Annotated in this window: 14 protein-coding genes; all 14 read right to left on the minus strand. The window is 71.0% G+C overall.

Features of this window, described 5'->3' with window-relative positions:
• Positions 1-42 precede the first annotated feature (42 nt).
• On the minus strand, positions 43-1,173 hold the full coding sequence (locus KAK03_RS21240) for an acyl-CoA dehydrogenase family protein (RefSeq protein ID WP_210856704.1): 1,131 nt from the start codon (positions 1,171-1,173) through the stop codon (positions 43-45).
• 31 nt (positions 1,174-1,204) lie between these two features.
• The gene (locus KAK03_RS21245; RefSeq protein WP_210856705.1) at positions 1,205-1,879 is read right to left on the minus strand and encodes an SDR family oxidoreductase; all 675 of its coding nucleotides are present in this window, start codon (positions 1,877-1,879) and stop codon (positions 1,205-1,207) included.
• A complete protein-coding gene (locus KAK03_RS21250; protein ID WP_210856706.1) occupies positions 1,872-2,420 on the minus strand; it encodes a hypothetical protein in 549 nt (182 codons plus the stop codon). Before KAK03_RS21250 ends, KAK03_RS21245 begins: the two co-directional genes overlap by 8 nt.
• Positions 2,421-2,442: 22 nt before the next feature.
• Positions 2,443-3,621, minus strand: coding sequence for an acetyl-CoA C-acyltransferase (locus tag KAK03_RS21255; RefSeq protein ID WP_210856707.1), 1,179 nt, complete (start codon positions 3,619-3,621; stop codon positions 2,443-2,445).
• A gap of 15 nt (positions 3,622-3,636) precedes the next feature.
• Positions 3,637-4,299, minus strand: coding sequence for a carbonate dehydratase (gene can / locus KAK03_RS21260; RefSeq protein ID WP_210856708.1), 663 nt, complete (start codon positions 4,297-4,299; stop codon positions 3,637-3,639).
• Between the two features lie 169 nt (positions 4,300-4,468).
• On the minus strand, positions 4,469-5,389 hold the full coding sequence (locus KAK03_RS21265) for a hypothetical protein (RefSeq protein ID WP_210856709.1): 921 nt from the start codon (positions 5,387-5,389) through the stop codon (positions 4,469-4,471).
• Positions 5,390-5,446: 57 nt separating this feature from the next.
• Positions 5,447-5,914: a MerR family transcriptional regulator gene (locus tag KAK03_RS21270; protein WP_210856710.1), complete on the minus strand. Its 468-nt coding sequence runs from the start codon at positions 5,912-5,914 to the stop codon at positions 5,447-5,449.
• A gap of 234 nt (positions 5,915-6,148) precedes the next feature.
• Positions 6,149-7,069 carry a M48 family metallopeptidase gene (locus KAK03_RS21275; protein WP_210856711.1) on the minus strand — a complete coding sequence of 307 codons (921 nt, stop codon included), beginning with the start codon at positions 7,067-7,069 and terminating at the stop codon, positions 6,149-6,151.
• Between the two features lie 20 nt (positions 7,070-7,089).
• Positions 7,090-7,845, minus strand: coding sequence for a lysophospholipid acyltransferase family protein (locus KAK03_RS21280; RefSeq protein ID WP_210856712.1), 756 nt, complete (start codon positions 7,843-7,845; stop codon positions 7,090-7,092).
• Between the two features lie 8 nt (positions 7,846-7,853).
• A complete protein-coding gene (gene gmhB, locus KAK03_RS21285) occupies positions 7,854-8,435 on the minus strand; it encodes a D-glycero-beta-D-manno-heptose 1,7-bisphosphate 7-phosphatase (RefSeq protein ID WP_210856713.1) in 582 nt (193 codons plus the stop codon).
• A 12-nt stretch (positions 8,436-8,447) separates the two neighbouring features.
• Positions 8,448-10,589 (minus strand): glycine--tRNA ligase subunit beta, encoded by a 2,142-nt coding sequence (gene glyS, locus KAK03_RS21290; RefSeq protein ID WP_210856714.1) that lies wholly within the window; start codon positions 10,587-10,589, stop codon positions 8,448-8,450.
• A gap of 5 nt (positions 10,590-10,594) precedes the next feature.
• Complete coding sequence (gene glyQ / locus KAK03_RS21295; RefSeq protein ID WP_210856715.1) at positions 10,595-11,536, minus strand: glycine--tRNA ligase subunit alpha; 942 nt, start codon at positions 11,534-11,536, stop codon at positions 10,595-10,597.
• A 63-nt stretch (positions 11,537-11,599) separates the two neighbouring features.
• Positions 11,600-13,105: an apolipoprotein N-acyltransferase gene (lnt, locus tag KAK03_RS21300; RefSeq protein ID WP_310738694.1), complete on the minus strand. Its 1,506-nt coding sequence runs from the start codon at positions 13,103-13,105 to the stop codon at positions 11,600-11,602.
• Positions 13,102-13,983, minus strand: a complete 882-nt coding sequence (locus KAK03_RS21305) for a CorC family transporter (protein WP_310738695.1) — start codon at positions 13,981-13,983, stop codon at positions 13,102-13,104. Before KAK03_RS21305 ends, lnt begins: the two co-directional genes overlap by 4 nt.
• Between the last annotated feature and the right edge of the window lie 113 nt (positions 13,984-14,096).

Consider the following 14,096-nt stretch of genomic DNA (forward strand, 5'->3'; position numbering starts at 1 on the left):
CGGCGCCACCGCGGCAACCCTCTGGCGTGGCTGCTGAGCGGCCTAAGCCAGGGCGCGGCCGATCAGGATCTTCTGCACCTCGGACGTGCCCTCGTAGATCTGGCACACCCGCACATCGCGGTAGATGCGCTCGACCGGGAAGTCGCTGAGGTAGCCGTAGCCGCCGTGCACCTGGATCGCGGCCGAGCAGATGCGCTCGGCCATCTCGCTGGCGAAGAGCTTGGCCATCGCCGCTTCCTTCAGGCAGGGCTGGCCGGCATCCTTCAGGCTGGCGGCGTGCCAGATCAGCTGGCGTGCGGCCTCGATCTGCGTGGCCATGTCGGCCAGCTTGTGCTGCACCGCCTGGTGTTCAAAGATGGGCTGGCCGAAGGCCACGCGCTCCTTGCTGTAGCGCAGCGCCGCCTCGAACGCCGCGCGCGCCATGCCCACGCTCTGGCTGGCGATGCCGATGCGCCCGCCCTCCAGACCGCTGAGCGCGATCTTCAGGCCCATGCCCTCGTCGGCCAGCCGGTTGGCGGCCGGCACGCGGCAGTTCTCGAAGACGATCTGCGCGGTGTCCGAGCTGTGCTGGCCCATCTTCTCTTCGACCCGCGCCACGATGTAGCCGGGCGTGGCGGTGGGCACCAGGAAGGCGCTGATGCCCTTCTTGCCGGCGGCCTTGTCGGTCACCGCCATCACGATGGCCACGTCGCCGTGCTTCCCGCTGGTGATGAACTGCTTGACGCCGTTGAGCACGTACTCATCGCCGTCGCGGGTGGCGGTGGTGCGCAGGCCGCCGGCCTCCGAGCCCACATGCGGCTCGGTCAGGCAGAAGGCGCCCAGCATCTCGCCGCGCGCCAGGGGTTTGAGGAAGCGCTGCTTCTGGTCCTCGTTGCCGAAGGCCATCAGGATCGAGCAGACCGGGCAGTTGTTGACGCTGACCACGGTGGAGGTGCCGCCGTCGCCCGCCGCGATCTCTTCCAGGATCAGGCTCAGCGCCAGGTAGTCCAGGCCGGCACCGTCGTACTCGGGCGGCACGGCCACGCCGTAGCAGCCCAGCTCGGCCAGGCCCTTCAGTTCGTCGGCCGGGAAGTGGTGGTCCTTGTCCCAGCGCGCGGCGTTCGGCGCGATGCGGTCCTGGACATAGGCCCGCACGGCGTCCTGCACGGCACGGTGGTCTTCGCTGAGCAGCATGGGAAAGGTCTCCGTTGTCGGGGTGGGCGCGTCACCAGGCCAGGGCCTGGCCGTCCTGGTCGAAGAAGTGGCCGTGGTCGGCCGGGGTCAGGCCGGCCAGCACCGCGCGCAGGCCGGCCGCACTCTGCTCGACCGACAGGTCGGCGCCGGCGCCGCCCATGTCTGTGCGCACCCAGCCGGGATGGAAGGCGGCGCAGACAGCCCGGCCTTCCAGCGCGAAGGCCAGGTCGCGCAGCACCGAGTTGGCGGCGGCCTTGCTGGCGCGGTAGAGCCAGCCGTTGCCGTTGGTGCGCAGGCCGATCGAGCCCATGCGCGAGGTCACCAGGCCCAACCGGGCCTGCGGCGCCAGCGCGTCCACCAGCTGCGGCACCACCTGCATCGGGCCCAGCACGTTGGTGCGCATCACCTGGTCGAAATCCTCTCGGCCCGGCGCCTGCAGCGCGTTCAGGCCCGAGGGGCCGTAGACGCCGGCATTGACCCAGACCCGCTCGAAGGCCTGGCCGTCGATCTGCCAGGCCAGGCCGGCCACGCTGGTCAGCTCGGTCACATCGATGCGCAGTGCGTGCGCGCCCAGCGCCTGCAGGCGCGCCAGGCCGGCGTCGTCGCGCGCGGTGCCCACCACGGTGGCGCCGTCGGCGCGGTACTGGCGCACCAGCTCCAGCCCGATGCCGCGCGAGGCGCCGACCACCAGCACCGACTCAGCCACCACGCACTCCCCGCGCACTGGCGCCGCGCAGCACGCGCTGCGCCGCCACCACGCCCAGCACGCCCAGCGTCAGGCCGTAGACCACCCATTTCAGCTGGGTCAGCGCGCTGGCGGCCTGCACCAGGCCGGCGCTGGCGTTGTCCTGCAGCATCAGGTACCACAGCATCAGGTTCTCCAGCGTGTCCACCGCGGCGGCCAGCAGGCCCATGCGGGCCAGGCGCGGTGCGCCCAGCGCGCACAGGCTGCCGGCCAGCAGCGCCCCCAGCACCACCGGGAACAGCAGGTCCAGCAGGCGGTAGCGCAGGTAGGCGCGGTACTGCAGCGTGTCCATGCCGGCCATCACCGCCAGCGCCTGGCCGGGGTCATAGCCGTCGATGCGCTCGTCGAAGGGCCGCTGCAGCACGGTGGCACCGAAGCCGGCATCGGCGCCGCTCCAGCGCAGCGCCGCCAGCAGGCCCAGGCTCAGCAGCAGCAGCGCCACCAGGGTGCGGCCATGCACCAGCGTCGGGTGGCAGCGGCCGGAGCGCGGGTCGCGGATCATGGCTGCAGACGGGTCAGGCCGCTCACAGCATCTCCACGGCCAGCGCCGTCGCCTCGCCACCGCCAATGCACAGCGAGGCCATGCCGCGCTTCTTGCCCTGCGCCCGCAGCGCACCCAGCAGCGTGACAACGATGCGCGCACCCGAAGCGCCGATCGGGTGGCCCAGCGCGCAGGCGCCGCCGTGCACGTTGACGATCTCGTGGGGCAGCTGGAACTCGTGCATCGCGGCCATGGTCACCGCGGCGAAGGCCTCGTTGACCTCCCACAGGTCCACCTGCTGCGCGCTCCAGCCGGCCTTCTTCAGCGCCTTCTCGATCGCGCCGGCGGGCGCGGTGGAGAACCACTCGGGCGCCTGCGCATGCACCGCGTGCGCGACGATGCGGGCCAGCGGCGTCACGCCCATCGCGCGGGCGGTGCTCTCGCGCATCAGCACCAGCGCGGCGGCGCCGTCGGAGATGCTGCTGGCGTTGGCGGCGGTGATCGTGCCGTCCTTCTTGAAGGCCGGCTTGAGACCGGCGATCTTGTCGAGCTTGGCCTTGAAGGGCTGCTCGTCGTGCTTGACGAGCACCTCGCCGCCCTTGCCCGGCAGCGACACCGGGGCCATTTCCCAGTCGAAGCGGCCGTCCTCGTTGGCGGCCTTGGCGCGGGTGGTGGAGGCGATCGCGTAGGCGTCCTGCGCCTCGCGGGTGAAGCCGTACTTGGCCACGCAGGCCTCGGCGAACACGCCCATCGCCTTGCCGCGCTCGTAGGCGTCCTCCAGGCCGTCCATCGCCATGTGGTCGAACAGCTGGGCGGCGCCGTACTTCACGCCCTTGCGGGCGAACATCAGGTGCGGCGCGTTGGTCATGCTCTCCATGCCGCCGGCCACCATCACGGTGGCCGAGCCGGCGGCCAGCATGTCGTGGGCGAACATCATCGCGCGCATGCCCGAGCCGCACATCTTGCTCAGCGTGACCGCGCCGGCACTCTGCGGCAGGCCGGCCTTGAGCACCGCCTGGCGCGCCGGGGCCTGGCCCTGGCCGGCCATCAGGCAGTTGCCCATCAGCACTTCGTCCACCGCGTCACCGGGCACGCCGGCGCGCTCGACGGCGGCGCGGATGGCCACGCCGCCCAGCTCCCAGGCGGCCAGGCTGGCAAAGTCGCCCAGCAGGCCCCCGATGGGCGTGCGGGCAGCGGAGGCGATGACGATCGGATCGGCCATGGAGAGTCTCCTGGTTCAGGCTGCGTTGTAGCGGTTGATGATGCCGTCGAGCGCGGCGCGGTAGGCTGGGGCCACCTGCTCGGCGGTGGCGGCGGTGATGCGCAGGTCTTCCAGCAGGCCGTTGTGCAGGCCGTAGACCCAGCCGTGCACCACCACCGCCTGGCCACGCGCCCAGGCGTCCTGGACCACGGTGGTGTCGCACACATTGCGCGCCTGCTCCAGCACGTTGAGCTCGCACAGCGCGTCCAGCCGCTGTTCGGGCGCCACGCGGTCGAGCAGGGCTTCGTGCTTGCAGCGCACGTCCTTGACGTGGCGGATCCAGTTGTCCACCAGGCCCAGGCGCAGGTCGTTCAGCGCCGCGCGCACGCCGCCGCAGCTGCTGTGGCCGACAACGATGATGTGCTGGACCTTCAGGCCCTCCACCGCGAACTGGATCACCGACAGCGCATTGAGGTCGGAGTGGGCCACGACGTTGGCCACATTGCGGTGGACGAACAGCTCGCCCGGCAGCAGGTCGACCAGCTCGTTGGCGGGCACGCGGCTGTCGGCACAGCCGATCCACAGGTACTGCGGGGTCTGCTGCTCCAGCAGCTTGCTGAAGAAACCGGGCTCGCGCTGCTCGGTGCGGCGCGCCCATTCGCGGTTGCTGTCGAACAGCTCGGTCAGCTGGGTGCTCACGAAACCATCTCCTGCCGGGCAGGACGCAGCCCATGCTGCATCGCATCAATCCCGCGCGGCAGTGTACGCAAGCGCACCCCGTGCCGGCGAGTGGCAACGCCGGGTGGCAGGGTCAACCGGCCCGCCCATTGACGTTGACGTAAACGTCAATTGTAGCGGGCTGGCGGCGTCAGGATCCAGCGGGCGGCATGGCCTTGGCCAGGCGGGCGGCGAAGGCGCCGGCCAGGGCCTCGAATTTCGGTCGCATCGCCTGCCAGTAGGCCAGGGTGTCCTTGCCGCCCGAGGGCACGGTGAAGTCGTCCTTGTTCTTCAGCAGCTCGGCGTACATCGGCACGTCGGCGTCGCGGCCCTTGACCTGGCCCCAGACGCGGGCCTGGAACTCGTGCAGGCCGAACACCTTCTTGTCGTTGTAGAACGCGATCGTCAGGTCCAGCGCGCCCGGGGCGCCCGCGGCCGCCCGGGCCTTGGGGTAGTAGTCGCTGTCGCCCATGCCCTCGAACATGCCGGGCTTGCGGTACTTCAGGCCGGCCACCGGCGTGCAGTAGAAGCCGTAGTAGTAGGCCTTGCGGAACAGGCTGCCCTTGTCCTGCGCCGAGTCGGTGCTGACCTCGCTCTCGCCCTTGGCCTCGGCCATGAAGGGCGCGGCCGCCACTTTCTCCGGGCCGTCCACCGCGACACCGGCGGCGCGCAGTTTCTCGACCACGATGGCCAGCGCCTCTTCGCCGATGCGGCGCGCGTCGTCCTTGCTGAGGTGGTCCTCGATCGGCTCGCGGTCGGCGAAGTCGATGCCGCCGGCGCCGCCGATGCCGCCACCGGCCCGCATCGACAGCAGCGTGGCCGCGCCCGCCAGCAGGCCGGCGGTGATCTTCTTGTCCTCGTGGCCTTCACCGGAGATCAGCGTCAGCCGCTCCAGGCTGACGCCGACCTTGGACTGCACATTGGCCACGACCAGGCGGTTGACCGGGGTGCTGCTGTACTGCAGCGAGTTGCCCTGGTTCTGGAAATCGGCGGTCTGCGCCCGCAGCAGCGGCGTGGCGAGCAGCAGGGCGGCGGCAAGGGCAGCGGCGCGAACGGGGCGGCGGTCGGTCATGGCGAACTCCTGAGGGTCGGTCCTGGCTGTCTACGCAGCCCGGACGACCGGCAGAGCTCACCCGCCGCGCGGTGTGCGGCGGCGCCGGGCCGGCACGGCCAGTCCCAGCAGGCTGCGGCAGCGGGCCTCATGCTGGCCGATCTCGGCCAGGGTGACCTCGATGTCGCCCAGCTGCTGCTCCAGCTGTCGGCGGTGCTCGCCCAGCACCAGCAGGAAGGCTTCCAGCTGGGGGCGGTCGTCGGTGCCGGAGTCGTACATGTCGACCAGCTGCTTGATCTCCAGCAGGGACAGGCCCAGGCGCTTGCCGCGCAGCGTGAGCTTGAGCCGGGTGCGGTCGCGGTGGGTGTAGACCCGGTTGCGGCCGCTGCGGGCGGGCTCGAGCAGGCCGACATCCTCGTAGAAGCGGATCGCGCGCGGCGTGATGTCGAATTCCTGGGCCAGCTCGGTGATCGTGAAGGTGCGGGTGCCCGCGTCATCGACGGGAGCCCGGGGGCGGACGGCGGTGGCAGGGCGGGCTGGACTCATGGGCGCTGGTTGACGTTCACGTCAACGGAAGTCTACGCCATGGCCCCTGTGGCGTGCCGAGGCAAAAAAAACGCCGATGGGGTGACCATCGGCGTTGATGTGTGGTGTCACACGATCCTCCCTGGACCTCGCCCGCTCTTGGAGAGCTGATGACAGCGAATCAGGTGTCACTTTGCCAAGACATGCTGCGCTGCGCCATCCCTCTTTGGGGGGATGCGCCCGCCCGTGCCGGCCTCACAGCGGCGGTAACACCTCGGCGCGCAGGCTGCCGCGCACCTGCTCGTAGTCGGGCACGACCGAGCGCACCACCTCCCAGAAGGCCGGGCTGTGGTTCATCTCGCGCAGGTGGGCCAGCTCATGGGCGACCACGTAGTCGATCACCGGCAGGCCGAAATGGATCAGGCGCCAGTTCAGCCGCACCGAGCCGTCGTGCGAGGCGCTGCCCCAGCGCGTCTGGGCGGCGCTGAGCGACAGCCGGCGCACCGTCACGCCCAGGCGCTGGGCGAAGTGGGCGCAGCGCTCCTCGAAGACTCGGCGCGCCTGGCGCTGCAGCCAGCTCTGCACCAGGTCGCGGATCTGCGCCGGCTCGGCCTGCTGCGGCAGACCCAGGTGCAGCGTCAGCCGCGGCACGCCGGGCAGCGCCTGGCCCCCGGTGTTGAGCTGGGCGCCGGCCACCCGCGGGTCCAGCACCAGGATCACGGTCTCGCCCAGGAAGGGCAGGCCGGCGCCGTCGCGCCATTCGACCCGGGCGGCCTCGACACGGCGGCGACGGTCACGCTGCTCGGCCAGCTTGCGCAGGATCCAGGTGGCCTTCTCGCGCAGCGCGGCCTCGATCTCGCCGAAGGACACCCAGCGTGGCGCACTGACCACCAGGCCGTCGCCGTCGACGATGAAGCCGATGGTCTTGCGCCGCGCGCGGCGCAGCTGGTAGGCCACCAGGCACTCGCCCAGGCGCAGCGAGCGATCGGCCTGGGGGTGGCGGTAGTCGGCGCTGGGCGCCGGAGCCGGTGCTGGTGCGGATGCGGGTGCAGCCCCCACCGAGGCGGGCACGGCCACGGGCCCGGCGGCAGCCGGCGCGGACGCGCCGGGCGCGGGCGCCGGCTCGGGGGCGTCGAACAGCGACAGCTGCCAGGCGTCGGCCATCGGGGTGGGCATGGCCGCCGATTCTACGAGGCTCAGGCGGCGTAGGCCTCGGGGTCGATGCGGCGCATCTCGGCCTCGATCCAGGCCTCGACCTCGCGCATCAGCTCATCGGGCTGGCGGCCCTGCACCGGGATCGGCCGGCCGATCGAGACCTCGATCACGCCCGGACGCAGCAGGAAGCTCTTGCGCGGCCAGCAGCGCGCCGAGGCCACCGCGATCGGCACGATCGGCACGCCGGTGGTGATGGCCAGGCGGCTGGCGCCGGTCTTGTAGTCGCCCTGGCTGCCGCGCGGCGTGCGCGTGCCTTCGGGGAACATGATGACCCAGCTGCCCTTGCCCATGATGCGCTGGCCCTGCTCGGCCACCTTGCGCCAGGCCTCGGAGCGGCGGCTGCGGTCGATGTGGATCATGTCCAGGCTGCCGATGGCCCAGCCGAAGAACGGGATCCACAGCAGCTCGCGCTTGAACACATAGGCCAGCGGGTGCGGCATCAGCATCGGGAAGGCAAAGGTCTCCCAGGTGCTCTGGTGCTTGGGCGCCAGCAGCACGGCCGCCTGGCCGTCACTGGCGGGCGGCACGTTCTCCATGCCCTGCACGCGCCAGCGCACGCCGCAGATCCAGCGCGCCGCCCAGATCGCCTGGCGCAGCCAGCCGGCGCAGATCCAGTACAGCGTGGTGGAGCTGACGAACAGCGAGACCAGCACGACAAAGGTGGCCCAGGGGATCACCGTCACCACCAGCCAGAGAAAGAACAGCGACGAGCGCAGCAGCCAGGACAGACGTTGCATGACGGGATTCAGGAGGAAACGGGCGCTGCGCCACCGCCCAGCAGGTGCTCGGCCAGCGCCGCCAGGTCGGCATGCACCACGGTCCCGGGCACGGTCTGCTGCCACTGCGCCAGCTCGGCCTCGTGGACCAGGGCCGCGCGGCCGGTGCGCACCAGGTGCGGGCGGCAGCCGGCGGCCTGGGCGGCCTGCAGGTCGCGCAGGGTGTCGGCCACCATCGGCACCGTGGCCAGGTCGACGCCATAGCGCTCGCCGATCTCGCGCATCATGCCGGGCAGCGGCTTGCGGCAGGCGCAGTCGTCCTCGGGGGCATGCGGGCAGAAGAAGATCGCATCCAGCCGCCCGCCCTGCGCCGCCAGCAGCTTCATCATGTGGCGGTGCACCGCGTTGACCGCGGCCATGTCGATCATGCCGCGGCCGATGCCCGCCTGGTTGGTGGCCACCACCACATGCCAGCCGGCATGGTTCAGGCGGGCCACGGCCTGCAGCGCCCCGGGCAGCGGCTCGAACTCGGCCGGATCCTTGACGTGGTCGTCGCGGAAGCGGTTGAGGATGCCGTCACGGCCGATGATGATCAGCTTGGGCGCTTGCATGGCGGTGCGGTGTCAGGCCGCCAGGCGCGACAGGTCGGCCACGCGGTTCATCGCCTGGTGCAGGCGGTTCAGCAGCGCCTGGCGGTTGGCGCGCAGTGCGGCGTCGTCGGCATTGACCATCACGCCGTCGAAGAAGGCGTCGACCGGCGCCTTCAGCGCGGCCAGGGCCTTGAGCGAGCCGGCGTAGTCGTGCTGCTCGAACAGGCGGTCGGCCACCGGCTGCACCTGGGCGATCGCGGCGGCCAGCGCCTGCTCGGCGGGCTCCTGCAGCAGCGCGTCGGTGACTGCGGTGGGCAGCGCGCCCTCGATCTTCTTCAGGATGTTGCCCACCCGCTTGTTGGCCGCGGCCAGCGAGGTGGCCTCGGGCAGCGCGGCGAAGGCGCGCACGGCCTCCAGGCGGCGCGGGATGTCGCCCAGGCGCTGCGGCGCCAGCGCCAGCACCGCGTCGACCTCCTGGGCGCTGTAGCCCTGGTCGCGCAGCGAGACAGCCAGGCGGTCGGCGAAGAAACCGGCCAGTGCCTCGCTCGGGTCCTGGATCAGCTCACCGAAGCAGGGCACGGCGGCTTTCAGCAGCTCGGACAGATCCAGCGGCAGGTTCTTCTCGACCAGGATGCGGATCACGCCCAGCGCGTGGCGGCGCAGCGCGAACGGGTCCTTGTCGCCGGTGGGCAACTGGCCGATGCCGAACAGGCCCACCAGGGTTTCCAGCTTGTCGGCCAGCGCCACCACGGTGCCGCTGTGGTTGCGCGGCAGCGCGTCGCCGGCGAAGCGCGGCTTGTAGTGGTCCTCAATGGCGATGGCCACGCCGTCGCGCAGGCCCTCGGCGCGGGCGTAGTAGCCGCCCATGATGCCCTGCAGCTCGGGGAACTCGCCCACCATGTCGGTCAGCAGGTCGCACTTGGCCAGCGTGGCGGCCTCGCGCACCTTGGAGTCGAGCACATCGAACTCATCCTTGGCCTCGACCGTGAAGGGCACGGTGGCCATGCGCAGCTGGTTGACGATCGCGTGGCCGATCGCGCGCACGCGCTCCATGCGCTCGCCCTGGGTGCCCAGCTTGCCGTGGTAGACCACCTTGGCCAGGCCCGGCACGCGGCTGTCCAGCGTCTTCTTGCGGTCCTGGTCGAAGAAGAACTTGGCGTCGGCCAGGCGCGGGCGCACCACGCGCTCATTGCCCTGGATCACCGCGCTGGCATCGGCCGGCGCGATGTTGCTGACGATCAGGAAGGTGTTGGTCAGCTTGCCGTGGCCGTCCAGCAACGGGAAGTACTTCTGGTTGGCCTTCATCGTCAGGATCAGGCACTCCTGCGGCACGTCGAGAAACGCCTGCTCGAAGTGGCAGGTCAGCACATTGGGCTGCTCGACCAGCGCGGTGACTTCGTCCAGCAGCGCCTCGTCCTCGATCGGGGTCAGGCCTTCCTTGGCCGCTGCGGCGGTGAGTTGGCGCACGATCTCGGCGCGACGCTCATCGAAGCTGGCGATCACAGCGCCCTGCTCGCGCAGTTGCCGGGCGTAGCTGTCGGCGCTCTCGATCTGGACCACCGGCACCGTCGCCTCGAAGCGGTGGCCCAGCGTCTCGCGGCCGGCGCTCAGGCCCAGCGCCTGCACCGGCACGACCTGCTCGCCATGCAGCGCGATCAGGCGGTGCGCCGGGCGGACGAACTTGACGTCGCTCCAGCCGTCGGCCTTCTGGTAGGTCATGACCTTGGGAATCGGGAGCTTGGCAATCGCTTCGTCCAGCGCCTTCTGCAGGCCCTCGGCCAGGCTGGCGCCGGGTACCACGCTGTCCAGGAACAGGGCCTCGGCCTTGCCGTCGGGCAGCCGCTTGAGCTGCGGCACGACCGACGCGTCGGCACCCACCGCGGCCAGCTTCTTGAGCAGCGCGGGCGTGGGCTGGCCATCGGCGGACAGGGCCACAGCCACCGGCATCAGCTTGATCTGCTGGGCCTTGTCAGCGGCCTGGCTCGCCACACCGGCGACCTGCACCGCGAGGCGGCGCGGCGACGCGTACGAGGTGACCGCGGCATCGGCCGCCGCCAGGCCCTGGGCCTTCAGGCTGGCGGCCAGCACCGACGAAAAAGCCTCGCCCAGCTTCTTCAGCGCCTTGGGCGGCAGTTCTTCGACGAAGAGTTCAACGAGGAGGTTGGCGTGACTCATGGTGTTCAGGCTGCTTCTTTCTTGGCGGCCTTCTCGGCCTTGGCGGCCAGCTCGGCGATCACTTCATCGGCCCAGGCCTTGGGGGCCATCGGGAAGCCCAGGCGGGCGCGGCTGTCCAGGTAGCTGGCCGCCACGCTGCGGGCCAGGTTGCGGATGCGGCCGATGTAGGCCGCCCGCTCGGTCACGCTGATCGCGCCGCGCGCATCCAGCAGGTTGAAGGTGTGCGCCGCCTTGAGCACCTGCTCGTAGGCCGGCAGCGCCAGCTGCGCCTGCATCAGCTGCTGCGCATTGCCCTCGTGCGCGCCGAAGGCGTGCAGCAGGAACTCGACGTTGCTGTGCTCGAAGTTGTAGGTGCTCTGCTCGATCTCGTTCTGCAGGAACACGTCGCCGTAGCGCACGCCGGGGGCGTACTGCAGGTCATAGACGTTCTCCACGCCCTGCAGGTACATGGCCAGGCGCTCCAGGCCGTAGGTGATCTCGCCGGTGATGGGCTTGCAGTCGATGCCGCCGACCTGCTGGAAGTAGGTGAACTGGGTCACCTCCATGCCGTTCAACCAGACCTCCCAGCCCAGGCCCCAGGCGCCCAGCGTGGGGTTCTCCCAGTCGTCCTCGACGAAGCGCACGTCGTTCTTCTTCAGATCAAAACCCAGCGCCTCCAGCGAGCCCAGGTAGAGCTCGAGGATGTTGGCCGGCGCCGGCTTGAGCACCACCTGGTACTGGTAGTAATGCTGCAGGCGGTTGGGGTTCTGGCCATAGCGGCCGTCCTTGGGGCGGCGGCTGGGCTGCACGTAGGCGGCCTTCCAGGGCTCAGGGCCCAGCGCGCGCAGGAAGGTGGCGGTGTGGCTGGTGCCCGCACCCACTTCCATGTCGTACGGTTGCAGCAGGGCGCAGCCCTGGGCGTCCCAGTAGTCCTGGAGGCGGAGAATGAGTTGCTGGAAGGTGAGCATCGGCCGGTCGCGCACCGCGCGCCCGGGCGCACGGTGTCCATCGTGATGGGAAAACCCTTGATTCTACGGGGCGACCCGGCGGCGCCCGGCCAGCAGCGCGCCCATCCGCATCGCACCCAGCAGCGCGGCCGCCAGTCCCCACAGCGGCCACAGGCCCCAGGCGGCCAGCCAGCGCGCATAGGGCGTGTCGCCGCGGCGGCCCTGCACGGTGGCGTCGAGCGTGCCCTCCTGCCAGGCGGGCAGGCGCTGCGTGACCACGCCGCGGTGGTCGATCACCGCGGTGGCACCGGTGTTGGTGGCGCGCACCAGCGGGCGCTGGAATTCCAGCGCGCGCAGGCGCGAGAACTGCAGGTGCTGGTCCTGCACCATCCAGCGGCCGAACCAGGCCAGGTTGCTGGCATTGACCAGCAGCGTGGCGGCCTGCGGGCCGACCACCGCGTCGGCAAAGTCCTCGCCGAACAGGTCCTCGTAGCAGATCAGGGGCCGCACCCGCTGGCCAGCCACCGCAAAGGACGCACCATGGTGGCCGCTGGCCTGGTCGCCCAGCGGAATGCGCATCAGGTCAACGAACCAGCGAAAGCCCGGCGGGATGTACTCGCCAAAGGGCAGCAGGTGGCGCTTGCCGTATTCGTAGTCGGGGCTGGCGCCAGGCTGCACGCCAACCATCGCGTTGACGAAGCCGTCGCGCTCGTTGCCCACGAAGGTGCCGATCAGCGCCGCCCGGTCGCCTTGCCGGAAGGGCGCGGTCAGGCCCGCCCAGTAGCCCTCGTCCAGCAGGTCGCGCGGGATCGGCAGCACCGACTCGGGCGTCACCACCAGCGCGCCGCTCGCCGCATGCAGCTGCTGCTGCAGCGCCTGCATGTTGGCGCCCAGGCGCTCGGGGTCGAACTTCAGGTCCTGCGGCACCGCCGGCTGCAGCAGGCTGACCGTCAGCTCGCCAGCCGGCTCGGTGAAGTGCTGCGGCAAGGCCATCAGGCCCGCGAGCAACCCCATCGCCAGCAGGCGGCAGGCGTTGGCCGAGGCCCCTCGCCCCAGCACCAGCAGCGCGGCCAGCAGCGTCGCCAGCGCCCCCATCGCATAGACGCCGCCCCAGGGCGCCAGCGCCGCCAGCAGGCCGTCGGCATGGGCATAGCCCGAGGCGATCCAGGGAAAGCCGGTGAGGAACTGCGCCCGCGCCAGCTCGGCCAGCAGCCACAGGCCGGCCAGACCCGCCGCATCGGCCATCGGCCGGCCGCTGCGCCAGCGCGCCCAGGCCGCCATCGCCGCCGCCAGGTACAGCGACAGCGCCAGCGCCAGCAGCCCCACCGCGGCCGCCGCCAGCGGCGCCGGCAGGCCGCCGAAGTCGTGCATGCTGATGTAGAGCCACCACAGGCCGCTGGCCAGCCAGGCGCTGCCGAAGGCCCAGCCGCGCACAAAGGCCTGGCCTGGCGTGGCCGTGCGCAACAGCAGCACCAGCGCGGCCACCGCCAGCGGCTGCAGCCAGTACGCGTTCAGCGGGGCAAAAGAAGCGGTGTGGACCACGCCCGCCAGCGCCGCCAGCGCCAGGGCCTGCCGGGACGAGAGCGTCACGCGGTGTGGGCGGCGTCGGCCGGCAGGCGCCGCACGCGGAACCAGCGCACGGCGCCGCCGCGGGTGAGCATCACGTTGAAGTCCAAGCCGCCCAGCACCACCGATTCCCCACGCCGCGGCACCCGGCCCAGTTCATGGGCCAGCAGGCCGCCGATGGTGTCGAAGGCGTCCTCGGGGAACTGCGCCGCGAAGGCCTCGTTGACGGTGCGGATGTCGGCGTCGCCGGCCACCCGCAGGCTGCCGTCGGCCAGCGTGTAGACGCCGCTGGCGGCATCGGCCTCGTCGAACTCGTCCTCGATCTCGCCGACGATCTCCTCCAGCACGTCCTCGATCGTGATCAGCCCGGCGGTGGAGCCGAACTCGTCGATGACGATGGCCAGGTGGTTGCGGTTGGAGCGGAAGTCGCGCAGCAGCTCGTTCAGGCCCTTGCTCTCCGGAACGAACACCGCCGGTCGCAGCAGCGTGCGCAGGTTCAGCTCGGGCGCGCGCTGCAGTTTCAGCAGGTCCTTGGCCATCAGGATGCCGATGATGTTGTCGCGCGAGCCCTCGATCACCGGAAAGCGCGAGTGGCCGGTGTCGATCACCATGGCCAGCAGCTCCTCGTACGGGGCGTCGATGTCGAGCACGTCCATGCGGGGTTCGGCCACCATCACGTCGCCGGCCGCCATGTCGGCCATGCGCAGCACGCCTTCGAGCATGGCGCGCGACTGCGGCTCGATCAGCTCGCGCTGCTCGGCCTCGGCCAGGGTCTCGATCAGCTCGGCCTTGGAGTCGGGCCCGGGCAGGACGAACTCGACCAGGCGCTCGAACAGGCCCCGCTTGTCAGCGGTGGCCGGACGACCACCGCGCGGCGGTCGTGGGGAAGGCGGTTCGGACACGTCGTGTGCCGGCAGTGGGAATGGTCCGAGAATACCCGATCCGTTTGACAGTGCTTGACAGCCCCATCCTGCGGGCTCAGAGTGGCGGCCCCTTGAACCCGTGCGGGGCGCCC

The organism is Ideonella alba (assembly GCF_018069845.1).
GTDB classification, from domain to species: Bacteria; Pseudomonadota; Gammaproteobacteria; order Burkholderiales; family Burkholderiaceae_C; genus Ideonella; species Ideonella alba.

Excerpts from the sequence above, each read along its gene's own strand:
- KAK03_RS21240 (WP_210856704.1), bottom strand. The coding sequence starts at position 1,173 with ATGCTGCTCAGCGAAGACCACCGTGCCGTGCAGGACGCCGTGCGGGCC.
- glyS (WP_210856714.1), bottom strand. The coding sequence starts at position 10,589 with ATGAGTCACGCCAACCTCCTCGTTGAACTCTTCGTCGAAGAACTGCCG.
- KAK03_RS21255 (WP_210856707.1), bottom strand. The coding sequence starts at position 3,621 with ATGGCCGATCCGATCGTCATCGCCTCCGCTGCCCGCACGCCCATCGGG.
- glyQ (WP_210856715.1), bottom strand. The coding sequence starts at position 11,536 with ATGCTCACCTTCCAGCAACTCATTCTCCGCCTCCAGGACTACTGGGAC.
- KAK03_RS21280 (WP_210856712.1), bottom strand. The coding sequence starts at position 7,845 with ATGCAACGTCTGTCCTGGCTGCTGCGCTCGTCGCTGTTCTTTCTCTGG.
- KAK03_RS21250 (WP_210856706.1), bottom strand. The coding sequence starts at position 2,420 with ATGATCCGCGACCCGCGCTCCGGCCGCTGCCACCCGACGCTGGTGCAT.
- KAK03_RS21265 (WP_210856709.1), bottom strand. The coding sequence starts at position 5,389 with ATGACCGACCGCCGCCCCGTTCGCGCCGCTGCCCTTGCCGCCGCCCTG.
- KAK03_RS21275 (WP_210856711.1), bottom strand. The coding sequence starts at position 7,069 with ATGCCCACCCCGATGGCCGACGCCTGGCAGCTGTCGCTGTTCGACGCC.
- gmhB (WP_210856713.1), bottom strand. The coding sequence starts at position 8,435 with ATGCAAGCGCCCAAGCTGATCATCATCGGCCGTGACGGCATCCTCAAC.
- KAK03_RS21270 (WP_210856710.1), bottom strand. The coding sequence starts at position 5,914 with ATGAGTCCAGCCCGCCCTGCCACCGCCGTCCGCCCCCGGGCTCCCGTC.